Annotated in this window: 23 protein-coding genes; 12 read left to right on the top strand and 11 right to left on the bottom strand. The window is 49.5% G+C overall.

Features of this window, described 5'->3' with window-relative positions; translation table 11 throughout:
• Window positions 1-7: 7 nt before the first annotated feature.
• Both grpE and hemW read right to left on the bottom strand, forming a co-directional pair.
• Window positions 8-526 carry a nucleotide exchange factor GrpE gene (grpE, locus tag BDT_RS18695; protein ID WP_015092807.1) on the bottom strand — a complete coding sequence of 173 codons (519 nt, stop codon included), beginning with the start codon at window positions 524-526 and terminating at the stop codon, window positions 8-10.
• An 84-nt stretch (window positions 527-610) separates the two neighbouring features.
• The gene (gene hemW, locus BDT_RS18690) at window positions 611-1783 is read right to left on the bottom strand and encodes a radical SAM family heme chaperone HemW (protein ID WP_015092806.1); all 1173 of its coding nucleotides are present in this window, start codon (window positions 1781-1783) and stop codon (window positions 611-613) included.
• A gap of 16 nt (window positions 1784-1799) precedes the next feature.
• Between hemW and BDT_RS18685 the strand changes: the two genes are divergently transcribed.
• Entirely contained in the window at window positions 1800-4406 is a 2607-nt protein-coding gene (locus tag BDT_RS18685) for a M16 family metallopeptidase (protein ID WP_015092805.1), read from the top strand.
• Here BDT_RS18685 and BDT_RS18680 read toward each other — a convergent pair.
• Window positions 4403-5461: a hypothetical protein gene (locus BDT_RS18680; protein WP_015092804.1), complete on the bottom strand. Its 1059-nt coding sequence runs from the start codon at window positions 5459-5461 to the stop codon at window positions 4403-4405. The genes BDT_RS18685 and BDT_RS18680 overlap by 4 nt on opposite strands.
• A 141-nt stretch (window positions 5462-5602) precedes the next feature.
• Between BDT_RS18680 and BDT_RS18675 the strand changes: the two genes are divergently transcribed.
• From BDT_RS18675 to BDT_RS18660, 4 genes are all read left to right on the top strand, one after another.
• Window positions 5603-6238 (top strand): hypothetical protein, encoded by a 636-nt coding sequence (locus BDT_RS18675; RefSeq protein WP_015092803.1) that lies wholly within the window; start codon window positions 5603-5605, stop codon window positions 6236-6238.
• A gap of 33 nt (window positions 6239-6271) precedes the next feature.
• Entirely contained in the window at window positions 6272-6607 is a 336-nt protein-coding gene (locus BDT_RS18670) for a twin-arginine translocase TatA/TatE family subunit (protein WP_015092802.1), read from the top strand.
• A complete protein-coding gene (gene tatC / locus BDT_RS18665) occupies window positions 6604-7365 on the top strand; it encodes a twin-arginine translocase subunit TatC (protein ID WP_015092801.1) in 762 nt (253 codons plus the stop codon). The genes BDT_RS18670 and tatC overlap by 4 nt, the downstream gene beginning before the upstream one ends.
• 115 nt (window positions 7366-7480) lie before the next feature.
• Window positions 7481-8476: a hypothetical protein gene (locus BDT_RS18660; protein WP_015092800.1), complete on the top strand. Its 996-nt coding sequence runs from the start codon at window positions 7481-7483 to the stop codon at window positions 8474-8476.
• 57 nt (window positions 8477-8533) lie between these two features.
• Here BDT_RS18660 and BDT_RS18655 read toward each other — a convergent pair whose 3' ends face one another.
• The 7 genes from BDT_RS18655 to deoC all read right to left on the bottom strand — a co-directional run bounded on the left by BDT_RS18655 (window position 8534) and on the right by deoC (window position 16480).
• The gene (locus BDT_RS18655) at window positions 8534-9061 is read right to left on the bottom strand and encodes an acetyl-CoA carboxylase biotin carboxyl carrier protein subunit (protein ID WP_011166160.1); all 528 of its coding nucleotides are present in this window, start codon (window positions 9059-9061) and stop codon (window positions 8534-8536) included.
• A 2-nt stretch (window positions 9062-9063) separates the two neighbouring features.
• The gene (accC, locus tag BDT_RS18650; RefSeq protein ID WP_015092799.1) at window positions 9064-10566 is read right to left on the bottom strand and encodes an acetyl-CoA carboxylase biotin carboxylase subunit; all 1503 of its coding nucleotides are present in this window, start codon (window positions 10564-10566) and stop codon (window positions 9064-9066) included.
• A gap of 8 nt (window positions 10567-10574) precedes the next feature.
• Complete coding sequence (locus BDT_RS18645) at window positions 10575-12143, bottom strand: acyl-CoA carboxylase subunit beta (protein ID WP_041578155.1); 1569 nt, start codon at window positions 12141-12143, stop codon at window positions 10575-10577.
• Between the two features lie 138 nt (window positions 12144-12281).
• Entirely contained in the window at window positions 12282-13511 is a 1230-nt protein-coding gene (locus tag BDT_RS18640; RefSeq protein ID WP_041578153.1) for a S8 family peptidase, read from the bottom strand.
• Between the two features lie 144 nt (window positions 13512-13655).
• Entirely contained in the window at window positions 13656-14471 is an 816-nt protein-coding gene (locus tag BDT_RS18635; protein ID WP_080602456.1) for a purine-nucleoside phosphorylase, read from the bottom strand.
• A 27-nt stretch (window positions 14472-14498) separates the two neighbouring features.
• The gene (locus BDT_RS18630; protein WP_015092795.1) at window positions 14499-15818 is read right to left on the bottom strand and encodes a thymidine phosphorylase; all 1320 of its coding nucleotides are present in this window, start codon (window positions 15816-15818) and stop codon (window positions 14499-14501) included.
• The gene (deoC, locus tag BDT_RS18625; protein ID WP_015092794.1) at window positions 15818-16480 is read right to left on the bottom strand and encodes a deoxyribose-phosphate aldolase; all 663 of its coding nucleotides are present in this window, start codon (window positions 16478-16480) and stop codon (window positions 15818-15820) included. Before deoC ends, BDT_RS18630 begins: the two co-directional genes overlap by 1 nt.
• 59 nt (window positions 16481-16539) lie before the next feature.
• Here deoC and BDT_RS18620 point away from each other — a divergent pair, with 59 nt between their 5' ends.
• Complete coding sequence (locus BDT_RS18620) at window positions 16540-16917, top strand: hypothetical protein (RefSeq protein ID WP_235046198.1); 378 nt, start codon at window positions 16540-16542, stop codon at window positions 16915-16917.
• A gap of 1 nt (window position 16918) precedes the next feature.
• On the opposite strand, the gene BDT_RS18615 is transcribed toward BDT_RS18620, so the two are convergent.
• Window positions 16919-18022, bottom strand: coding sequence for a type IV pilus twitching motility protein PilT (locus BDT_RS18615; RefSeq protein WP_041578149.1), 1104 nt, complete (start codon window positions 18020-18022; stop codon window positions 16919-16921).
• Between the two features lie 147 nt (window positions 18023-18169).
• On the opposite strand from BDT_RS18615, the gene BDT_RS18610 reads away from it, so the two are divergent.
• The 6 genes from BDT_RS18610 (at window position 18170) to nadD (ending at window position 24574) form a co-directional block, all read left to right on the top strand.
• On the top strand, window positions 18170-19687 hold the full coding sequence (locus BDT_RS18610; protein ID WP_015092790.1) for an Rne/Rng family ribonuclease: 1518 nt from the start codon (window positions 18170-18172) through the stop codon (window positions 19685-19687).
• Window positions 19688-19764: 77 nt separating this feature from the next.
• A complete protein-coding gene (locus BDT_RS18605; RefSeq protein ID WP_015092789.1) occupies window positions 19765-21366 on the top strand; it encodes a hypothetical protein in 1602 nt (533 codons plus the stop codon).
• Window positions 21367-21573: 207 nt separating this feature from the next.
• The gene (gene rplU, locus BDT_RS18600) at window positions 21574-22137 is read left to right on the top strand and encodes a 50S ribosomal protein L21 (RefSeq protein WP_015092788.1); all 564 of its coding nucleotides are present in this window, start codon (window positions 21574-21576) and stop codon (window positions 22135-22137) included.
• 29 nt (window positions 22138-22166) lie between these two features.
• The gene (rpmA, locus tag BDT_RS18595) at window positions 22167-22427 is read left to right on the top strand and encodes a 50S ribosomal protein L27 (RefSeq protein WP_011166148.1); all 261 of its coding nucleotides are present in this window, start codon (window positions 22167-22169) and stop codon (window positions 22425-22427) included.
• Window positions 22428-22514: 87 nt separating this feature from the next.
• Entirely contained in the window at window positions 22515-23546 is a 1032-nt protein-coding gene (obgE, locus tag BDT_RS18590) for a GTPase ObgE (protein ID WP_015092787.1), read from the top strand.
• Window positions 23546-24574, top strand: a complete 1029-nt coding sequence (gene nadD / locus BDT_RS18585; protein WP_041578145.1) for a nicotinate (nicotinamide) nucleotide adenylyltransferase — start codon at window positions 23546-23548, stop codon at window positions 24572-24574. The genes obgE and nadD overlap by 1 nt, the downstream gene beginning before the upstream one ends.

Genomic DNA, 24574 nt, shown 5'->3' with positions numbered 1-24574 from the left:
GGCTTCCTTACTCTGGCTTCTTGGCAACAACCACTTGGCCAGGTCTGATCACTTTATCATGAAGTTTGTAAGGCTTTTTAAACACACGCACGACGTGGCCCGGAGCCATCTGATCTGTGGCTTCGCTGCTCAGCGCTTCGTGTACGGACGGGTCAAACGGAGCCCCGTGCGCCGGGATCTCTGTGACATTGTGACGCTGAAGCAGGGATTTCAGTTCCTGAGCGGTCATATCCACACCCTGTTTGAAGGTGTTGAAGTTTTCAGCGCTCACGTTCACGCTCAAAGCGCGGTCGAAATTATCCACTACTTCCAGCAGGTCACGCACCAGGCGCTCGCCGCCGTACTTCGTCAAATCGGAACGTTCCTTGATCGCGTTGCGTTTGTAGTTTTCAAACTCTGCGCGCAGGTACAGATAGTCGTTTTTGAACTTTTCAGCTTGTTCCTGAAGTTTCTGGATCTCAGAAGCGATTTCGGCATTTTCTGGATTAGGAGGATTGGAGTTTTGAGAGTTGTTTTCTTCTGACATGAGACTTCCTTTCGCAATACTTAAGATTGTGTATTCACGAAGCAATGTCAATGTCAGGGGGGCGGAAGAAAAACTCCTAGCCCCTTAGAGATCTTCTTGAAGGAAAGTCAGTTCCTGGAAAACACGGTTGCTAAGCACAAGGCCCTCGCGCGTCAGTGACCAATGCCCGTTGTCATGACGAATCCAGGATTTCTCTTCCATGTTTTTCATGATTTGCAGGACCTTTTCACTGACATTTTGCGGGAATTTGGCTTGCAGCTGCTCCACATTGAGTCCGCGCATCAGACGCATCGAAGTATGACAAAAGTCTGTAAGAGCCTGATGCATTTCCAGCACTTCCACCTGATTCGAAGGCAGATGGCGCACCGGGGAATCAAACTCCTGACCGTCAAATGCCAGAATCTGCTTCTGGTATTCGTTGATGGAATTGATATTCCAGTAACGCGTGCCCCAAGAGGATTCCTTGGAATAGGAATGCGAGCTAAGGCCCAAACTCCAATAAGGTTGATCCACCCAGTACAGCATGTTGTGACGGGATTCAAAACCCGGCAGGGCAAAGTTGGATATTTCGTACTGCTGAAAACCTTTGCGGGTCAGTTCGTCAGCGATGATGTCAAACATCTCAACTTGTTCATCGTCAATCGGGCGGCCTTTTGACAAAGGATGTCCATCAGGAACTGTCAAACAATAAGGGCTGATGTGTTTGGCCCCTTGTTCAACGGCGATTTCCACATCACGACGCAGGCCTTCGACAGTTTGGGAAGGCAGGGCAAACAGAATATCAAAGCTGAAATTCACACCGTGGGCCCGAAGAAGGTCGAGAGTTTCCAGGGTTTGTTTTGCCGAATGTTCGCGGTGAACCATTTTCAACAAGCGATCATCAAAGGTTTGAGCCCCCACACTGAAACGGTTGATGCCGTTATCCAGATAGGTTTTCAGTTTTTCTTTGCTGACCGTCGCCGGATTGATCTCGATGGTGATTTCCGTGTCAGGTCTAGTTGTAAATCCATATCTACCCAGCTCTTTGATAATCGCTACAATGAGATTTGCAGGGATGAGGCTCGGCGTGCCTCCACCAAAGTAAATGGTGTCCAGACTTTGGGGAGTGTAATAGCGGTGCTTCTGACGAATTTCCTTAAACAGAAGTTCGACATACTGATCCGGCGGCAAAATCTTGCTTTGCTCATAAGTGGCGAAATCGCAGTAAGTACAGCGCTGGATACAGTAGGGAATGTGGATATAGACGCCAAATGCCATGGGAGTTATGTAGAGTATGTCTAAGAAATTTCAACTAAAAAACGGTCTGAAAGTCCTTTTACTGGAAAGCCACAAGTCTCCGGTGGTCTCAGTGCAAATGTGGGTGAAAACAGGCTCGGCCGATGAAAAAAAGACCGAAGAGGGGATCTCTCACTTTATCGAGCATTTGGTGTTTAAAGGGACCCGCAAGTACAAGGTGGGCGAGATCGCGGCCACCGTGGAAGGTTCCGGCGGGGAGCTGAATGCCTACACCTCTTTTGACCAAACCGTGTTTTATGTGACCATTTCCAAACAATTCTCGGATGTCGCCCTGGATGTGATCAGTGAAATGATGGGTTATCCGACCTTTGATCCGCAAGAAATCGACAACGAACGCGAAGTTGTTCTGGAAGAGATCAAACGTGGTCAGGACAGCCCGGGCCGCCGTGCCAGTCAGCTGCTTTTCACCAACGTCTTCCAAAAAAGCCCTTACGGCATTCCGGTTATTGGCTACGACAAGGTCGTTAAAAAAGTTTCTGCCAAAAAAATCCGCGAGTTCTATCAATCCCGGTATGTGCCATCAAATATGTTCCTGGTGATTTCGGGCGACTTTGATTCCAAAGAAATGAAAAACCGCGTGCAGGAAATGTTCGGCGGCTTTGCTCCGTATAAACTGCGCAAAGTGGCGCGCAAAAAAGAACCGGCACAAAAAACCATTCGCATCAAAGTCGAACAGGCGAAGTTTGAACAGACCACCGCTTACCTGACCTGGAGAATCCCGAGCGTCAAACACAAGGACATCGCAGCCCTGGAAGTGATGTCAGCGATTCTGGGACAGGGTGATTCCTGTCGTCTGATGCAGACGTTGCGAATCAAAGAGCCGCTGACAAATTCAGTGGGCTCGTTTGCTTATTCCATGCAGGATGACGGACTGTTTGCCGTGTCGTTGGGGCTGGAAAAAGAAAATCTGACCAAGGCGCTGACGGCGCTGATTCCGGAACTGGTTCGCATTGTGACCGAACCTCCGACCGTGGCGGAAATGCAAAAGGCAATCACGAACTTTGCCAGCCACGAAGTTTATTCCATGGAGACTGTGGATAACATTGCGAGAAAAGCCGGAAGCAATGAGTTTTATTACGGCGATCATGACTACTACAAAAAGTACATGAAACAGGTCTATGCCCTGAAGCCGGAAGACATTCAGAAGATCGCCAGAAAATATCTGAAGGCGGACACCTTCGGTCTTTCCATGATGACGAACATGGATAAGAAAAACGCGGACCGTATCCTGAAAGCCTTTGCGAAAGACTTGAGAAAAGCTTTGCGTGAAGCAAAAGTTGCAAAACAAAAAGTGCCGCGCTTTGCCGCAAAGAAATTCCATATCAATGCCGGAGCTTCTAAAGGTGTGCCGACCACCGAGCGCATTGTGCTGGATTCCGGGGCCACCTTGCTGATCCGCGAACAAAGCGACACGCCGTATGTGGCGATGAAAGCGGCGTTCCTGGGTGGGGCGCGGGTTGAGCCGGAAGGCCAAAACGGGCTGACCGAATTGTTTGCCAGAAACTGGATGTCCGGATCAAAAAACTTCACAGAAGATGACATCAATCTTCGCGTGGACGAACTGGCTGCCGGTATCGGCGCCTTTGGCGGAAGAAACTCGGCCGGTCTGTCCATGGATTATCTGTCACCGTTCGAAGACAAGATGCTGGAAATCTATGCGGATTCCCTGCTGGCGCCACAGTTCCCGGAAATCATCCTGGAGCGTGAAAAAGTTGTTCTGAAAAATCAGATCAAGGCCCGTAACGACAATCCAGCCCAGCTTTGTATTCTGGCCTTCATGCAGGAAATCTTCAAAGGTCACCCGTATGCGCGCGATCTGGTGGGCAGCGAAACCACGGTGAACGCGATCACGTCTGCGGACCTTCTGGGTTATTACAAAAAAATCGCCATGGCGAAGAACGTGACGTTCTCGGTTGTGGGTGATGTTGACACCAAGAAGTGGGTGAAGACGCTCAATGAAATCACCAAAGAGCTTCCGAAAGGGGAGCGCGTGAAAAATCATTTCGCGGCACCAAAAATCACCGAATCCAAACACATGTTCCGCGAACTGAAAAAAGAACAAAGCCACATCATTGTGGGCTATCAGGGTCTGACACTTTCAAGTCCTGAGCGCTACACGATGGAAATCATTCAGTCCATTCTAAGCGGCCAGGGTGGCAGACTGTTTATCGAGCTGCGGGATAAAAACTCTTTGGCATATTCCGTGTCGCCAATGCACATGGAAGGTATCGAGTGTGGATATTTCGGTGGATATATTGGTTGTTCGCCGGAAAAATCGGAAAAAGCCATTCAGATGCTGAAAGCGGAATTCAACAAGCTGGCGACAACCAAAATTTCACCGGAAGAACTGGTGCGTGCGCAGAGATATCTGATTGGCCGACACGATATCGAGCTGCAAAGAAAGAGCACCATAGGCAATGCGATCTTGTTCGATGATATCTATGGCCTGGATTACCGTGAAAGCCTGGATGTGGCTGACAAGTACTTTGCAGTCAGTCCGGAAGATGTGCAGAAGCTGGCGCAAAAAATATTTGCCCAGCCCACTATTGTAAGTCTGGTGGGTCCGACGGATGTGAAATCCTAAAGCTCGCGACGGAAGTCCTCAATGATTCTTTGATTGAGGGCTTCCAGATCCTTGAATCCACGGGGCTTGAGTTCTTCAGGTCCCTTGTTTAATTCCGCACTTAAATGTCTTTCTAAAATCGCAAATACTTTTGGAATCACCGTGCGTTGGTAGTTAGCGCTGCCGATGCGGGTTTTCACAATCTGCCAAAGTTCCCAGCGGGCCGGCAAAAAGGCATAATACAGATCCCCGCCGAACTGGGAATAAAACGGATATTCTTTTTTCCAGCGCTGGCGCGACAGGTGATGACGGCCCTCAGTGAAATCCCGAAGCTGCAGTACGGTGGAAGTGTGCGGGTGATAGCTTTCTGCAGTGCTTTTTAAAACTTTGGACATGGCTTTGGGATCTTTTGTGGCCACTATCGACAGCGAGTCCGCAAACAGCTCATGAACGGCGCTGCGCAGACTCCAGTGGGCTGAAATTTCCTTGCGGCGCTCAGCGATGGAGTCGATTTCTTTGATGATGTCATAGATTTTTTTGTCCATGTCCTGGCGAAGAGCAGGATCTGTCAGCTTGTCTCTTTCCAGCATCAAAAGATCATTTTGCTGGTGCAGGTTTTCTTCGCGGGTGTGCAGGGAAATTTGTTCCTCACGCAAAGTCTTGTAGCTTGAGGACTTCAGAGTCATGTTCTTTTCAAAGACCGCGTGGGCGTATTCATGCATCAGGGTGTTTTGATTGATGGCCGGATGTTTTTTTCCCATTTTTTCCGGGCGCACACCGACGCTGATCAGATAAGTCTGAGCATTGAAGGTGGAAAAAATAAATGCACTGTCGACGTGGATTTGCACTTCGTGAGGCACGGCAAGATCACCCAGCAGGGTGTTGATCTTGTCCACCGTGTGGGCGTAGTCCTTTGCCGGCGGCCCTTTCTGGCCGGAGGGTCTGACTTCAATCTGACCCTGCTTCGCATATTCGGAAGCAAAGATCGGCCCGCATTTTTCCCCGAAGGCCCACAGGGACCCCGGCGCAAAAGCGCTCAGCACTGCCAAAGTGATAGTCATCCATCTTAAGTTCATTCTTAGTAGAACTCCTTCAAACGGGCTTGCCGGATTGAAATGCAAAGGTGACGCCGAAGTGGTGTCTCATTGTGAGACTTTTGACCAGCTTTGCAAAAAACAACTAACCGAAAACCATTCAGGATTTGTTAAACTAACAGTATGCGGGAAAAGCGTTCGACACCAACAGTTGAGCTTTTTGTAAGCCCTGAGGGCTACTTCCAGGAGCTGGTTCAGAAAGGTCTGTCCCAGCGAAAGGTTCAGACCTATCCATTGGTTGAAGCCTATCTTGTGAATTTATTACAGCACTATCTGGATGCGCGGAATCTGCACGATCCAGCCTACGCCAGCGAAAGCGGCGCTCGAAATCCCCAGACACTGGCTGAAATGTATCTGGCGGCTCAGAATGCCGAAAGCTTTGCCAAGGCCGAAATGCTGAGAAAACTCGGAGACCGAACCCTGTACATTAGCGGCTTCTTTGGCGACTCGTTGTCTCGCAAGATCATCGATGTGGATTACTATGCGGAGATTGGCGGAGCGGCCTATGCATCCCTGGCCCATTGCACCCGGGAAGACACCATGGCCCGTGTGTACACGGTGTTCTCGGACCGTTTTCTGGAGTTTGTCGATGTGCTGACGTACATCAGTCATCATTCCTTTATCAAAAGCGACGAAAGCATCCTGAGACTGTATGAGCGCTATATGAGAACAGGTTCTGAGCTGGCTCGTGAGAAGCTTGAGGAAATGGGAGTTTTGACCCTTCCTCAGGATCAAGTAAAGCTTGGCAAGCAGAGCTGATTCCTCTATTCTGGCGCCATGTTTGGCTTAGGTATGTCTGAAATTATCTTCCTTGCGGTTCTTGCCCTGATTGTGATCGGGCCGAAAGAACTTCCGGAACTGGCAAGGACTCTGGGGCGCTTTCTCAACGAGTTGAAAAGAAGCACCGATTCCATGGGTGATGAACTCAAGCAACAGATGCGTCTTGATAAGCTCGACAAACTGAATCTGGACACCATCCGCAATCCTCAACAGCAAGGTCAAAATCAGAACGAAGCCGAACAGGCTCCACTGGCGCCTTCTGCTGATGCAGCTCCAATCGTTGAAGAACAGCTGGAGTTTCCGCAAGCCACCGCTGACGAAAAATCAGAAGAACAGAAGCCTTCATGAGACGCGAAGAACTCGATTCCAAAGCCCAATCCTTGTTTGAGCACCTGTCCGATCTTCGCAAATGTCTGATCAATTGTGTTTGGATTTTGTTGATCGCCACGGGTATCTGTTACGGTTTCAGTGAAAAGATTTTCGATTTCGTGCGTGAACCGATTCGTCCGTACCTTCCAGGTGGCGGTCTGATCTATACCGGTCCATTGGATAAATTCATTGCTCATCTAAAGCTTTCCTTCGTGTGCGGTATTTTACTGTCGTGCCCGTTCTGGCTTTATCAGGTGTGGAAGTTCATTGCTCCGGGGCTGTACGCTAAAGAGCGCAAATACACCATGGGCTTTATCGTTTCCGGCACGGGTTTGTTTGTGCTGGGCGCGGCGTTTTCATACTGGATCGCTTTGCCAATGGCCTTCCAGTTCCTGATGACTTTCGGGGGCGAAATCGACAAGCCGATGATTTCCATTGATCAGTACATGGGGTTCTTCACCCAGATGTGTCTGATGTTCGGGGTGGCTTTTGAATTACCCTTGGTGATCGTGGTTCTGGGTATGATGGGAATTGTGTCCCAGTCCTTCCTGCGCAAGAACCGCCGCTATGCCATTATGACAATCGCGGTGATCGCCGCGGTGATCACTCCGCCGGATCTGCTGAGCATGGTGATGATGCTGGCACCGATGTGGGTTCTTTATGAAGCCGCCGTCCTGATCGTCGGTGTCTTTGAAAAGAAGCGTGAAGACAGCTTCGCTGTGAACGAGCGCGAATAGCCACAGTTCCAGCCTCGACTACAGTCGGGGTGTTCGGCTTTTAATGTGAAATGTGAGAATCTTGTGAGTACGCTTGGTAAGTGTACAAAAGCATTCTTACGTTCATGGAGGAACTGTGAAGTCTTTGATCTTCTTGTCTCTGATGGGTCTATCTTTGTCTGCGACGGCGCAAATTCAGGATTACGAAAAAGCGGCCAAACAATTTGCGTGTATCAATCAAGTCAACATGGCAACCATGGATATGGGTTTCGGTACGGAACCTGATGGCGCTGCCTTCGTTATCGGTAATGACGGCAAAACCAATGTGCTTGATTCTGGCAAAATCATTTCCCGCGAAACCAAAGATGGCGTTGAAACGATCGTTTACAAAGCCAAAGTTATGACCGGCTTTAAAGACGGTAAACCGGTATTTGAAACAGACCGTAAAACCGTAAGCCTTCGTCGTGACGATCAGGGCCGCGTGGTGGCGGTGAACAAAGACATGAATCTGAAATCCCAGATTCAGAACCGTGATGCTTACATGAAAACCGAATGGGGCAAAAACTTCAAAGGCAATTTCCCGCTGGTGAAAGGCACCGAATCCACATTCTCTTACAATGGTGATTCTTGTGAAGTGGCGCAAAGCGCTTATATGCAGATGCTGGATGAAAATTCAAAAGTGGAAACCAAAGTCACTTACGACAAGGTTTTCTGTGACCGTATGAAGCCAATGATTTCCAAAATGGGTTCTCAGAATGCGGCTCAGTGCGGAAGCCTGATTGGCATGGCTCAAGGCGCTTATGATCAGCGTAACGCTGAACTGGCAAAAGAGGGTAAATCCATGACTGCAGGTGCATTTGGTGTGTATGCCGGCATGGAGGCTCCAGCTGACAAGAAAAGCAAACAAGCGGCTCAAACCAGCGCCTTTAATATCGGTGGTGCGATTGCGATGTGTGCTTCCATGGCTGATGGTGGCATGGGCATGATGGGTGGTTATTACGGGATGGGTATGGGCAGTATGATGGGCGGCGCAGGAGCTTACGGTGCAATTATTGGTGGCACCGGCAGCATGACAGGCGCATCCCCGGCCAAGACAAAGGCCTCACAGAAGGCCGCCAAAGGAAATCAATAAGACAATAAAAAAGGGGCTCTGATGAGCCCCTTTGATTTTTCAGCTTTTTAAAACCGACTAAGGTTCTTCAAACTTGATCAGAACCGCTCCGGATTCCACAGAGTCGCCCTGTTTCACGCGGATCTCTTTGATTTTTACATCGCGGGATGCACGCATTTCATTTTCCATCTTCATCGCTTCCATGATCAGTAAAGGTTTGTTGGCCTTCACGATTTCACCCTCTTTGGCGAAGATTTCGATGATTTTACCAGGCATACCGGATTTCAGTTCCTGGTCGCCACCGAAACCGCCACCTTTCTTCAGGGATTCATGCAGAAGCATTTCATCATTGAAGACTTTGATGGTGCGGAAAGAGTTACGCGTAAAGACCGTGTACTCAGTGTCCTGTCCGATCACGTCGATCAGATAGGACTTACCGCCAAACAGGAAGCTGATGTACTGCTCGGCCTGCTTGTAGTCGTTTTTGGAGATGTCATAGTGGATCCAGTCTTTGCCCTCTTCCTGCAAGGAAACCTTCCAGGTCGTGCGGTGCTCGGTCACATCCACTTTAAATTTCTTACCTTTAAGTTCTGCCTCAAAATACATGACTACGTCCTCAATTGAAGTTTGCGGCTGACACGCTTCCAGTTGGAAGTCAGATTCAGCTGGCGAACGTCTTTGGATTTACGATCGTTATAAGCAGTGATTGCCGCAGCGATCAGGAATACAGGGTCTTCCACTTCTTTGAAAAGATTTGGTTCGATAACTTCGAAGTTCTTTTCAATGAACTGAGTCGTGTAAGAACCATCGCGGAATTTCGCGTGATCCAGAATGGTTTTATGAAGAACGATATTGGTTTTAATACCGGTCAACACGAACTCACTCAGGGCACGTTGCATTCTGTCGATAGCCTCTTCGCGTGTTTCGCCCCAGGTGATCACTTTCGCGATCATTGGATCGTAGAAGATAGGCACTTCGTAGCCAGGGTATGCGTAGGAATCCACACGCATGAACGGACCTTGCGGGTGACGGCAGGCACGAATCACACCAGGGTGTGGTTTGTACGTGATCGGGTCTTCCGCGCAGATACGGGCTTCGATGGCGTGGCCTTTTTGTTTGATGTCCTCTTGTTTGAAGCTCAAAGGTTTGTTCGCTGCCACGTAGATCTGTTCTTTCACCAGGTCAAAGCCCGTCACGATCTCTGTGATCGGATGTTCCACCTGAAGACGAGTGTTCATCTCCATGAAGTAGAATTCTTTGGTGGTGTTATCAAAGATGAACTCAATCGTTCCCGCGCCCACATAGTTGATCTGTTTTGCTGCGCGAACAGCGGCTTCACCCATGCGCAGGCGCACTTCGTGAGGCACAGAAGGGGACGGACATTCTTCGATGATCTTCTGGTGACGGCGCTGAACAGAGCACTCACGTTCAAACAGGTGAACGTGGTTGTTGTGTTTGTCGCCGAAGACCTGAATCTCGATGTGTTTCGGGTCGTTGATGAATTTTTCGATGTAAACAGTCGGATCCGCGAAATAGTTCTGACCTTCAGAACGACACGCACGGAAAGCGCTTTCCAGTTCGTCCATCTGACGAACCACACGCATGCCTTTACCGCCACCGCCGGCAGAAGCCTTGATGATGATCGGCAGACCGATTTGTTCAGCGATCTTTTGAGCGGCTTCAACAGAGTCAACGCCACCGTCAGAGCCCGGAACCGTCGGAACGCCCGCTTTTTTCATCAGAGACTTGGCGGAAAGTTTATCCCCCATCGCCTCGATGTTTGCCACTGTAGGTCCGATGAATGTGATACCGGCTTCTTCCAGTGCTTTGGCAAAAGTGGTGTTTTCAGACAGGAAGCCATAACCCGGGTGAACAGCGTCCACGCCGGCTTTTTTGCAGACCTCGATGATCTTGTTATAGTTCAGATAGCTTTCGCGCGATGGGGATGGGCCGATGTGATAAGCCTCATCCGCCAGGAATACGTGCAAGCTGTCGCGGTCCGCATCGGAAAACACCGCCACAGATCCGATACCCAGCTCGCGACAAGCACGAGTGATACGGATGGCGATTTCCCCGCGGTTGGCGATCAGGATTTTTTTAAACAATGCCATGTTCGCTCCTACAGAGGGATGTTTCCGTGCTTTTTAGCCGGAGTAACGTCACGTTTATGTTTCAGCATTTCCAAAGAGTCGATGATGCGTTTACGAGTCATCGCTGGCTCAATAACCTCATCCGTGTAACCCAGTTCCGCAGACACGTAAGGGTTGCTGAACTTGGCTTCGTACTCTGCCGTCAGGCGCGCGCGCTCTGCCACAGGGTCTTTGGCTTTGTTGATCTCTTCACGGAAGATGATGCTTACTGCGCCGTCAGCGCCCATAACCGCGATTTCTGCAGATGGGTAAGCCAGGTTCACGTCTGAGCGAAGAAGTTTCGAGCCCATAACGATGTAAGCACCGCCGTAAGCTTTGCGGGTGATAACGGTGATTTTAGGCACTGTCGCTTCCGCGTAAGCATAAAGAAGTTTCGCACCGTGAGTGATGATGCCGTTCCATTCCTGGTCTTTACCTGGCAGGAAGCCTGGTACGTCCACGAAGGAAACCACCGGGATGTTGAAAGCGTCACAGAAACGGATGAAACGAGCGCCTTTGCGGGACGCTTCAATGTTCAAACAACCTGCAAGGATGTTTGGCTGATTTGCCACGATACCCACCGGGCGGCCGTTGAAGCGTGCAAAGCCCACGATCAGATTCTGGGCGAAGTGTTTGTGCACTTCCAGGAAGTAACCTTCATCCACGCACTCGGTGATAACAGAGATCATGTCGTAAGGTTTCTTTGGATTTTCCGGAATCAAAGAATTCAAAGCTTCAGTCAAACGGTCCGGACGGTCGTTGGTTGGAAGAACCGGAGCATCGTCAAGATTGTTGGACGGAAGGAAGTTCATCATCTCGCGGATCAGAAGCAAGCAGTGCTTGTCATCTTCAGCTGCGAAGTGAGCCACGCCGGATTTTGCCGAGTGAGTTGTTGCACCACCCAGATCTTCTTTGGTCACATCTTCGTGGGTCACAGTCTTGATAACATCAGGACCGGTCACAAACATGTATGAGGTGTTTTTCACCATGAACACAAAGTCCGTGATGGACGGGGAGTAAACCGCGCCACCCGCGCACGGGCCCATGATTGCGGTGATCTGCGGGATCAAGCCGGAAGCCATGGTGTTTCTGGTGAAGATGTCGGCGTAACCACCCAGGGATTCAATACCTTCCTGAATACGCGCGCCACCAGAGTCATTGATAGAGATGAATGGAGCCCCGTTCTTCATCGCCAGATCCATCACTTTGCAGATCTTGTTGGCTTGAGTGCGGGACATGGATCCACCGATCACGGTGAAATCCTGAGAAGACAAATAAACCAGTTTGCCGTTGATACGACCGTAACCAGTGATGACACCATCACCAGGAACCACGTTTTTATCCATGCCGAAGTTTGTGCAACGGTGAGAAACGAAACGATCCATTTCAACGAAACTGCCTGGATCCAGCAAAACATCCACGCGTTCGCGTGCAGTCAGACGGCCACCTTGCTTGTGTTTTGCCAAGCGAGCTGCGCCACCACCAGCCATTGCGGCTTCGTTTCTTTTCTCAAGATCTGCCAATCGTGCTTGAATGCCAGATGAAACTTCTGTGCTCATAAAATTCCTTTTCTTGTGAGGAACCATCCTCAAAAAACAAGGAACCAATCTAGCACTTCAGTTCAAAGAATCATCTTAAAACTAGAGACGCAGAGCATACTTTTTATGCTCTGCGCGAATTGAGCTATGTGTTTGAAATTATGGAACTAACTGCTGAATGTACTGAAGCGCCTTTTCGACATTGATGCGCCCTCGAGTATTTACTTTAAATTCGTGTCCGGAAGACACGTCCACAGACTTCAAAATTGCCTCTTTAACTTGCACGGCCGTGGCCGTCGGTTTGGCACTCCAAACCAGGGCTGCGGCACCACTTACAAATGGCGCAGCCATACTGGTTCCTTCCATGTAAGCCGTGGATCCGCCCGGCACGGTGGAAAGAATTCTTTCACCCGGAGCCGCCACGTGAACCAGAGAAAAACCACTATTCGACCAGGAAGTCATAAAGTCTGAAACTGAAGCTGCCGCCACGGTGATCTGATTGGCCATGTTGAAGGAGGCCGGGAATTCCGGATACACATCGACATCGCGACCGTCATTACCGGCCGCCACAATAACCAGAATGCCTTTTTTCTCAAGCTCTACAAAAGCATTTCGCAAAGACGCCACACACGGAGCTCCACCCCAGCTGGCGTTGATGATCTTGGCACCTCGGCTGGCGGAATATTGCATCGCCAGAACGGCATCACCCAAAGAACCACCGCCATCATTGGCAATGAACTGCGCGGGAATAATCTGCGCCTGAGGCGCAACACCTTCAATCGAACCATAACGAGAGTCCGCAGCGATGATACCCGCCACGTGGGAACCGTGCGAGCTTGGCGTTTGATTGTTGCCCGGCTGGGAAACAAAGGCAGCGCCATAGTAGTCATCGACGATTCCGTTTTTATCGTCATCAATACCATTGTTCGGGATTTCACCTGTGTTCACGGCAATGCGCGGAAGCAGTTGGGGATGGGACACATCCACGTATGCATCCACCACGGCGACTTTTACGCCCTGGCCGTAAACACCCTGGCTCCACACCGTCGGGGCGCCAATGCGCTGCTGGCCCCAGCTGTCTGTAAACGCATTTACTGACACTTCACTGGATCTTTGCAGTTGGATCACGCGATCGTAATCGACGTGTTTGATGTTTTCCAATTGAGGTTTGATGAAATTTTCTTTGAATTCTTCGGCATTGGTTGCGGTTTCAGTTGTGAAACTGCCGTCCTCCCATTGCACGATGAATTTGTGTTCAAGAGCCTGACCACGACAGGCGCTGGAATCAAGCGCGCCATTTTCTGGAAAGACTGTTTCAGCGGATTTCTGGCTACAAGCTGCAAATACAAAGACGCAAGCGACCGCCGAGAGAATTTTTTGAACATCCATGTTCACTCCCTGTGCGAGCCCAACGGGTCCCATCAATGGGACGCACTACAAAGGCCCGACCGGTTAGCTCTTCGGCTATTATATGTCTTATTTTGAGGCTAAGTTTCAGAAACTGGACTGGACCGTTTTCTCAGGTCCAACCCATTAGATATGAGCGATGAACTCGCGCAAAAACGAGGAGAATTGCATCTCTACTTGCTTGGCTGTCTCTGTCACTTCGTCGTGGGAAAGCTTCTGAGAAGAAATCCCAGCCGCCAAATTAGTGATGCAGGAAAGAGCCGCAACACGCAGACCCAGGTGGTTGGCCGCGATGGTTTCTGGAACCGTGCTCATGCCAACCGCTTTACCGCCAATCAGTTTCAGGTAACGAACTTCAGACGGAGTTTCATAAGTAGGACCGCTCACGCCACAGTACACACCCTTGTGATAGCGTGTGCCCTGCTTCATCATCACGTCTTCCATGATCTGAATCAGGCGTTTGTCGTAAGCTTCAGTCATGTCCGGGAAGCGAGGGCCCAGTTCCTTGATGTTCGGACCCATCAAAGGATTCGTGCCCATCAGGTTGATGTGATCTTCGATGACCATGAAATCACCGGCTTGCATGTTTTCACCAAAGCCGCCGGCAGAGTTCGTCAAAATCAATGTTTCCACACCCAGCATCGCCAAAGTACGAGTCGGGAACACAACACTTTCCATGCTGTGGCCTTCGTAGTAGTGGTTGCGACCCTGAAGGATCGCGATGGATTGGCCATTGATTTTACCGAAGATCAGATTTCCAGAATGTCCTTCGACAGTCGGAGGGGAGAAGTGAGGAATGTCTTTGTAAGGAATGGTCGTTTCAACTTCCACTTCTTTCACAAAAGCGCCAAGGCCCGATCCCAATACAACACCGATTTTCGGTTTTGCCGAAGTCTTGGTGCGGATATAGGTCATGGATTCTTGTAGCTTGTTGAGTACCAAAATATTCTCCCTTTTCGACCTTGAGTATTAGCTCAAAGTTTTGAGTATCAAACTAGGCTTTGTCGTCTTTTGCAAGGAAATTGTCACTGCTGAACGAAGCATCGGCAGAGCAGATTGCAGCAGATCTTTGTCGTCGCCATGCAATGTAAACACGGTGTCGCCCACCTTCACTTCATCGCCCACTTTCACATGGAACTCGATGCCCGCCGTCGGAGCAATGATGTCCGTGGTTTGTGCACGACCGGCCTTGATCAGGATGCCCGCAACGCCAATGCTTTCAGTGTGGAATCCACCCACCCAGCCGGCTTTGTCGGATTTGACTTCGATAGAGTGTTTCGGTTTTGGCAGGGCCTTCAAATTGCCACCGTGGATGGAGCAAAGCTCTTCAAACTTCGCCATCGCTTTACCGGACACCAGAATGTCTTCGGCAATTTTGTAGGATTCCTCTTCGTTCTTGCCAACACCCGCCAATAGCAGCATGTGCGCAGAAAGACGCAGGCTCAGTTCGCGTGTGTCTTCGTAAAGATCATAGCCACCAGCGCCGATGAATTTTTCGTTCTTCATGATCGCCACGCACTCTTCCACTTCCACTGAGTTACCCGCATAGCGGCCCAGCGGCTGATCCATATTGGTCAGCAAGGCAGTGACTTTTTTGCCGTAACCTTTGGCAATCGCCATCAGATTTATCGCCAGTTCTTCCGCTAGCATCGAAGTTTTCATAAATGCGCCGGAACCGAACTTCACATCCAGCACCAGGCCATCGATGCCTTCAGCCATTTTCTTGGACATGATCGAAGCGCAGATCAGCGGCAGGCTTTCCACCGTCGCGGTCACATCACGAAGGGCATATATTTTTTTATCGGCCGGGCAGATTTCTTTGGTCTGACCGATGAAACAGATTTTGTGTTTGTGAACCAGCTCGATAAATTCAGGCAGGGACTTTTGAGTGTTGAATCCCGGAATGGATTCCAGCTTGTCCAAAGTTCCGCCGGTGTGACCCAGGCCACGGCCGGAAATCATCGGCACCGGAATGCCCGCGGCCGCCACAATCGGTCCCAGAATCAGACTGGTTTTATCACCCACGCCGCCTGTGGAATGTTTATCCACTTTGAATTCTTTAACAGATGAAAAATCCACAACTTCACCAGAGTGAAGCATCGCTTTGGTCAAAGAAAGAGTTTCTTCCGTGTTCATGCCGCGGAAGAAGATAGCCATCAGCAAAGCTGACATCTGATAATCAGGAATCTGCCCGCGCGCATAGCCCAGGATGAATTCGTTGATTTCTTCATACGACAGCTGACCGCCGTTGCGTTTGATTTTAATAATTTCAGCAGGAAGAAAAGCCATTAGTAACCACCTTGTACAGAGCCGCCTTGAATAATTGTGATCCCTGAGCTTGTGCCAAGACGGGTGGCTCCAGCGTCGATCATTGCTTTTGCTTGTTGGGCATCTTTGATGCCGCCGGAAGCTTTGACTTCCATGGATGAACCCACAACGGACTTCATCAGTTTCACATCATCCACCGTGGCGCCGCCGCCACCAAAACCGGTGGAGGTTTTTACGAAATGCGCACCGGCCTCCAAAGCCGCTTTGCACGCCAGGGTTTTGTCTTCCTGATTCAGCAAAGAAGTTTCGATGATGACTTTCACGGTGTGACCGTTGGCTGCCTGAACTACGGCCTTGATATCGTCGCGAACATAGTCCAGACGACGGTCTTTCAGTGCGCCGATTTGAATGACCATGTCGATTTCCTGCGCACCGTTGGCGATGGCGGTTTTGGTTTCAAAGGCCTTGCTGACCGTATCCATGGCGCCCAGCGGGAAACCCACCACGCAGCAGACTTTGACGGAAGAGTCTTTCAGAAGTTCTGCACAGGTCTTTACATAGGACGTGTTCACGCAGACAGAGAAGAAGTTATGCTCTTTGGCTTCGGCGCACAGCTTTTCAATCTGGGCGGTTTGGGCTTCGGGCTTTAAAAGAGTATGGTCAATGTAACGACTTAGTTGCACGGGGCACCTCAAGAATGTTTAAATTAAAAAGTTATCTCAGATCATTGCAGGAGGCAATCATGACACCACAGAAGTGGACCTCAGTTTTACTCATATCTTTGTTCATTTTCACTTCCTCCACCTCGATGGCCCAGGCCAACCGCAGTGTGAAACGCAATGTCGCTGCCGTCTTGTTTTCCACTCTGGGCGGGGCGATTCTGGGATTAAGCACATTGTCTTTTTATGGTGAACCTCAAGAGCACACAGGCAATATCACCACCGGGGCGCTGGTCGGACTGTTGGGCGGGGTGGGGTATGTTATTTATGACTCTTCGCGCCCAGCGGCGCCTCAGTATGAGTATTCCCAGAATTTGGGAATGGACTTTAAAAACCGAAGGGCCTCGGAAACTTTCATCGCCAAGGCCCCTCCCATGATTCAGTATTCGTTTACTTTCTAGTTTAGCCCACTTTGGTGCGCGGACCGCCGGCAGGTGCGCCACCCATTCCGGTCTGCACGCTGGTGTCGCCACCACCGGCCTGACCCAGGAAGGTCTTGGCGTCGGCTGCGGAAACTTTACCCTTACGAACCAGATCTTCAATGTACTTTTCAAACAGAACCATACCTTGAGTGGCACCGGTCTGCATGGCAGATGGGATCTGGTGGACTTTACCTTCACGAACCAAGTTCGAGATGGCTTTGGTGTTTCTCATGATCTCGTAAGCCGCTACGCGACCTTGTCCATCCGCGCGGGAGAACAGTGTCTGGGCGACAACTCCACGCAGGGATTCCGCCAGCATCGTGCGGATCTGTTGCTGTTGACCGGCAGGGAATACGTCAATGATACGATCGATGGTTTTCGCCGCACTGTTGGTGTGCAGGGTTCCGAAAACGATATGACCTGTTTCTGCCGCGGTCAGTGCCAAAGAAATAGTTTCCAAGTCACGAAGCTCCCCCACCAGCAGGATGTCCGGATCTTCACGCAGAGCCGCTTTCAGGGCGTTGGCGAAACTTTTGGTGTGGCTTCCCACCTCACGCTGATTGACCAGGGACTTCAAATTCGGGTGAACGAACTCGATTGGGTCTTCCACGGTGATGATGTGGGCTTCGCGGGTCATGTTAATTTGGTGAATCATCGCCGCCAAGGTTGTGGATTTACCAGAACCGGTCGGACCGGTGACCAGAATCAGACCACGATCGCAATCGATCATGTCCATCACGGCCGGAGGCAGTCCCAGTTCCTGTGCAGTTTTGATTTTTTCCGGAATGATACGCATAACGGCGCCAAGGCCTTTACGCTGCATAAAGATATTGCAACGGAAACGACCGACACCTGGCAAAGTGTAGGCGAAATCCAGCTCCCACTTTTCAACGAAAGCTTTCTTTTGCTTTTCAGAGAGAATTTCAAAAAGCAGTCCCTGCACGTCCTGATTGGTGAGCTCACGATAGTTCAATGGAACCATGTTTCCATGCAGGCGCAAATAAGGGGCGGCTCCACTTGTGATATGCAAGTCGGAGGCACCTTGTTCCACCATGAGTTTGAACAATTCATCAATTGTTGCCATCGTCGTCTCCTAAGGTCTCTAATTCAGTGATCTTTTCGGTCAGATATGTTTCAATATTAAATATTAATTGCTATCGGTCTTGTTTCTGGACTATTGAACTAAGACCAACCCCGTTCAAGAGGGGTTATATTCGCCAAGGAGTCGCCTGTGTCCGCAGAAATTCTGATTAACGTTCGACCTCAAGAGACACGTGTAGCCTATGTTGACGGCGGTATCCTGACTGATTTGAAAATTGAACGAAAAACGTCCCCCACTTTGGTCGGGTCCATTCATCGCGGCACGGTGATTCGTGTTCTTCCGGGTATGCAAGCGGCGTTTGTGGATATTGGTCTGGAAAAAGCAGCCTTCCTGTATGTCGGCGATATTCGTGAAGACGTGGATGACAACTTCCTTTCCGCAGTCGACCGTGAAGAGCCGATGGATGAAGGCGATGACGACAAACCTTTAAGTCACACCAATAAAACTCCCATTCAGGATCTGGTGAAAGAAGGCCAGAGCATTCTGGTTCAGGTTTCCAAAGATCCTCTGGGCACCAAGGGCGCGCGCCTGACGACGCACTTGTCACTGCCAGGCCGTTTCGTGGTGTTCCTGCCTACGGTGCGCCACTTGGGTATTTCCCGTCGTATTGAAGATGAAGGCGAACGCGAGCGTCTGCGCAAACTGGTCCAGAAAATCAATCCATCCGGTGGTGTGATCGTAAGAACCGCCGGGGACGGCGCTTCGGAAGAGATGTTGAAAGCCGACATCGAATATCTGGATCGTTTGAGCAAAGAGATTTTCAAAAACTACGAAAAGAAAAAAACTCCGGGCACACTTCACACCGAGCTTGATGTCGAGCTGCGTGCTTTGCGTGATTTGATGAGCGAAGATGTCACCAGCGTATGGGTCGATGACGTTGAGATTCACAAAAAAGTTGTGAAGTTCGTGTCCCAGTTCATGCCGAAGTACAAACAAAACATCGTGCTTTACGAAGAGAAAAAGCCCCTGTTTGACCTGTACGATATCGATATTGAAATTTCCCGCTCTATGGAAAGAAAGATCTGGCTTAAATCCGGTGGTTACATCGTGATTGACGAGGCCGAAGCGCTGGTGGTCATTGACGTGAACACCGGCAAGTTCGTGGGCAAAAAAGATCTGGAAGACACGATCTTAAAAACCAATCTGGAAGCGGTTCGCGAGACCGCGCACCAGCTGCGTGTGCGTAACTGCGGCGGGATCATCATCATCGACTTTATCGATATGGAAAAAGAATCCCATCGCGAAAAAGTTCTGGAAGCTTTGGCTGAAGAACTGGCGCGTGACCGTGCCCGTACCAATATTGTTTCCATGTCCCAGCTGGGTTTGGTGGAAATGACCCGTAAGCGCATTCGCCCAAGCTTGATTAAGACTTTGTGTGAACCCTGCTCTTACTGTGAAGGTAAAGGCTACATCAAACGCAAATCCACGGTGGCAAACGAAATCTTCCGTGAACTTGAGCGTGATGCTGACATGCTGATCAATAAAAAAACCAACGTGGTCATTCATTGTCACAGTGAAGTGGTCGACTGGATCTACGAAGTCGAAGGCGAAAGCCTGGAAGGCATCGAAAAGAAACTGGGCCGCTCTGTCGCGTTTAAAATTGAACCAAATTATCACTTAGAACAATACGAAATCTTCTTCGTATAGATGAATTGTGGAATCAATTTGGGATTGCTGGACCTTGGGCTGTTGAGTCGGGGGTCTGGTGTTCCGATAGATTCTGCATGAAACATCTTTTGATTTTTCTTTTTGGCATTCTATTTTCTTTTCTTGCACACTCCGAGCCGCTTTTTTGCGGCCCGAAGCCTTACCAGCTAAAAGCTCTGGCGGATGTTTCCCGCAACACGTGCATGGAGACTTTGAAGTCCAAAGAGTGTCAGGATCTTTTTGCGAAGATGCGTGCCAATGGGGAAAAACCTGAGGATAAAGCGCTGAAGTGCCATGATCAAAGCTCTCTGTCGCGGGCGGCGGAAAGCACCTGGGGTTACACTTCGGGTTGCGCGGTGGGTGGCTGGAATTTTGTAAAAGACTCTTTTGTCGCTATTGGTACGGCAATTGGTGAAGGGGCGGCGAAGATCGCGCTGGATATGGAAGCGGAAGCGGCTGCTAACAAAGCCTGCGAAGCCGATCCCAAGGGTAAAGAAAATCTGTTCAAACTATATAACAGCACGGTGCCGAAACTTTTGCAGGTGCAGATGCCCGAAGCCTCTGTTTTAAAGCGCGCCAACTGTGCGACCGTAAAACGCATCATCAAAATGCAAGGCATGGACAAGGGCAATGCAACCCTTCGCCTTGTTATGATGAAGGGGGATAAAAATCTTTCTGTCGATGAACGGGAATATGTTCAGTGGAGTCAGAAACAGGTCACGCCCTCAAACATTGATCTGGTGGGGATGGCTAAAGCCAAACTTAAAGAGATGGGTGTGCAGATCGAATGCTACAACGCCCAGCAGGCCGCCGCGATCGTCTGTGAAGCTGTGGCCGAGGTGGCGACTTTGGCCGGCGGACCAGCCGGAGCGGCACTGAAAGCCGCCAAAGCCAAAAACATCATGAAACTGGCCGGGGTGAGTGCGGATGCTGGAAAGGCCTCTGCCGCGACCAGAACCGTGGCTTCAGCCGCGGAACTGGAAAAGGCTGCGAAGCTGTCTAATATAGAGCGCGTGGCTGCGGCGGAAAAATCCCTGGGTCGAAGTTTGACCGAGGCGGAAAAGAAGGCCCTGATCGCGGCCCATGAAGTGGGCAAGGGAACCGGCCGGGGTTATGGGACCTATTCAAAGACGGATCTAAGCGACAAGGCTAATATATTGAAGAACGCCGGGTTCAAAACCGAAGAGCGGGATCTATTAATGCGTCAGGGATTGGCGGGAAGTCTGTCGGACACAAAGGCCGCCCGGGATTTTGCCAACAAGGCCCGTTTGGAAGCCGACAAGTTGCGTGTGTCCGGAAATATCTCAGAGTCTACAACAAGTTACCGCAAGGCGTCTGACTCTTATGAAGTCTTTATGAATGATGCAAAAGCGGCCAAATCTTCACGTGATTACTGGGTGGGGGCGAAGATGAATGCCTCGGCGGAAAGATACGATAAGGCTGCGGAATATTTCATCAAAACCGAGCAAGCCACCAGCCGAACGGATGTGAAAGCCCAGAATATCTTTGATGCTTTAAGCCGCGAAAAAGATGAGTTGCGCGTTATTGCTGCCCGAAACCCTGCCAGTAAGTCCGCCCAGAAAAATTATCAGGATCATAAAAAGCTGATTGAGGCGGTGGTCAATAGTAAGAATTTGCAGCTCGGGGACGCCTGGAAGCGGGAACTTTTGAAGCCCTGAGTTAAGCTAAGGTGCTGAAAATATAGGCTTTTATTTGGCACCTAGACCTCGCTAACTTTTTCCAAAAATATTTGCATTTGAGGGGGGTTAAAGCTAACCTCTCTTTCTCTCGTAAAAAGCTGAAAAAAATAGCATGTATTAGGTTGACAAAGCCTAGTGCAAAGTGGCATTTACCATTGGCTTAATTCGGGTAGCTGGAGGTATTACATGTACGCGATTATTCGTACTGGCGGGAAACAATATAAAGTTCAAGCTGGTGACGTAGTTCAGGTGGATAAACTTGAACAAGCACTTGGTGCAGAGTTTGAAATCAACGAAGTTTTGATGGTTGGTGGTGAGTCCACTGCTGTTGGTCAACCTCTTGTTAAAGGTGCGAAAGTAACTGTTGTTGTTACTAAACAAGCTAAGACAAGAAAAGAGATCGTCTTCAAAAAGAAGCGTCGTCAAGGTTACAGAAAGTTCGCAACTCACAAACAAGAGTTCACCGAACTATTTGTTAAAGCAATTTCCTTCGATGGAAAAACTGCTAAATCTGATGAAGCAGCAACTGTTGTTGACGTGAAAGCAGTTCGTGCTGAAAAAGCACAAGCTCGCGTAACCGCTCGTAAAGAGCGCGCAGCGAACAAAGGTACTGCAGAAGTTGTAAAAAAAGCGGCTAAAAAAGTAGCGAAAAAGAAAGTTGCAAAAAAAGCAGTTAAAAAGACTGTTAAAAAAGCGACTAAAACTGGCGCGAAGAAAAAAGCAGCTAAAAAAACTTCTAAGAAAGCTTAATTAATTTTATTTCGTAAGAGAGGTTCGTCATGGCAAGTAAGAAGGCCGGTGGTAGTACAAAGAACGGTCGTGATTCACAGAGTAAACGACTGGGTGTAAAAAGATTCGGTGGCGAGAAAGTTCTTCCAGGAACTATCATCGTTCGTCAACGTGGTACTAAGTTCCACTTGGGTAACAACGTAAAAATGGGTCGCGACTACACAATCTATTCTGTAGTTGAAGGTCTTGTTAAATTTGAACGTTTCTCCAAAGAGCGTTTCAAAGTTAGCGTTTATCCTAAAGCTGTTTAATCAGTCTTAAGATAAACTGATACATTTTTTCACAAATGGAAAAGGAGCCATCCCATGGCTCCTTTTTTGTTGTATAGACAGTCAGTTATGAAATTCATCGATGAAGTCAGTATCTCTTTAGCTTCGGGTCGTGGCGGCCCGGGTTGTGTAAGTTTTCGCCGCGAGTCCATGCAAGCCCGTGGCGGCCCGGATGGGGGCAACGGTGGTAAGGGCGGGGATGTCGTTATCCGCACATCTCGTCATATCAATTCTCTGGTAGATATTAGACAAAACAAAAGATACGCCGCTCAATCCGGAAGAATGGGTGAAGGTCGTCAGAAATCCGGTATGGATGGCGAAGACCTTATTCTTATTGTTCCTCAAGGCACTGTATTCCGTAATATGGATGGCGAAATCATCATCGATATGACGGGTATTTCCGAACACACTCTGCTTAAAGGCGGTCGTGGTGGCAAAGGAAATGAATTCTTCAAAAACAGTGTGAATCAGGCTCCTGAACACGCGCAACCTGGTGAAGACGGTCAGGAAATTGAAGTTCGTCTGGAACTGAAACTGATTGCGGATGTGGGTATCGTTGGATTCCCGAACGCGGGCAAGTCCACGCTGATTTCCCGTATTTCTGCAGCAAGACCGAAAATTGCGGATTATCCGTTCACAACCCTGACTCCGAATCTGGGAGTGGTGAAGGCCGGGGATTATTCCTCGTTCGTGGTGGCGGATATTCCGGGACTGGTGAAGGGCGCGCACGCAGGTGTGGGTCTGGGCATTCAGTTCCTGAAACACATTGAACGTACACGTCTGTTCATTCATCTGGTTGATGCATCCGGAATGTCAGGTCGTGATCCTTTAGAGGATTTTACAGATATTAATAACGAACTTAAGATGTACGATGAAAACAATCAGGACAAAGAGGGTTTCTTCCCTCTATCCACGCGTCCTCAATTGGTTGTTTTGAACAAGATCGACACTTTAAGTGAATCTCAGCTGACGAAGCTGAAAAAGCAGTTCAAGGAAGCCAGCGGCAGTGAGCCGTTTGCGATCTCTGCGGTGACTGGCAAAAACATCAAAGAATTTGTTCAGGAACTGGCTCGTCAGATTTTGAAAGAGGAAGAAGAATAATGAAAATAGGTATTTTCGGAGGCAGTTTCAACCCTCCACACATGGGTCACATCAACGCAATCCAAACCGTGGCGAAAAAAGCCGGTTTGGGCAAAGTTCACATCCTGCCTGCGGCTCAGAATCCTCTGAAAACTCCGGTGGAAGGTCCAACGCCTGAACAGCGTGTGGAACTGACTCGCCTGGCGTTTGCTCAGTACGGTGAAACTTACTTCGTGGATGATCAGGAGATCAAACGCGGTGGCATGAGCTACACGATTGATACCGTGATGAACCTGCGCAAATCCTACGACGCCAATGATCTGTACCTTGTCGTGGGTGCTGACAAGTTTGAAGAGCTGGCTCAGTGGAAGGACTATCAAAAGATCCTGACTGAGGCGAATCTGATTGTCACAACCCGCCCGGGTTACGACATGCCGGAATCCCTGGAAGAGATGCCAGGCTTCCTGAAGCCATTGGTTGCAGAATTTGATTTCAACTTTATTGAGCTGAACACCGGCCGTAACATCCAGTTCATCACTTTGCGTGATGTGGAAGTTTCCTCCAGTGAAGTTCGTAAATGGCTTCGTTCCGGCAAACCGGTTGAAAAATACCTGCCGTTGTCTGTTGAATCCTACATCAAAGAACACAAACTTTACCGCAATCTGGGCGACCGTATCGGGGACTACACCAAGTTCGCTGAATTCTGCGCGAATGTTTTGTTTGCGAAAAAAGGCATCAACGTTCGTGGTTTTGATCTGACTTCCATGTCGGCTCCAAGCGAATACACTTTGATCGCTTCCGGTACCTCCACCCGTCATGCGGCGGCGATGGCGGAAAACATCGTGATGGCGGTGAAAGAGGAATACAACGTTCACCCGCAAAGCATCGAGGGTGTGGATGAGGGCCGCTGGGTTCTTGTCGATTACGGTTCTTTGATCATCCACGTCTTCTACGACTTCGTTCGCCAGGAATACAGCCTGGAAAACCTGTGGAGACAAGGTAAAGACATGGGATTGAAAGATCCTTATGTTGGCAAGGGCGAGCAGTAA

The sequence above is a fragment of the Bdellovibrio bacteriovorus str. Tiberius genome (assembly GCF_000317895.1).
Taxonomy (GTDB): Bacteria; Bdellovibrionota; Bdellovibrionia; order Bdellovibrionales; family Bdellovibrionaceae; genus Bdellovibrio; species Bdellovibrio bacteriovorus_F.
This window is presented reverse-complemented; position numbering and strand designations above follow the sequence as displayed.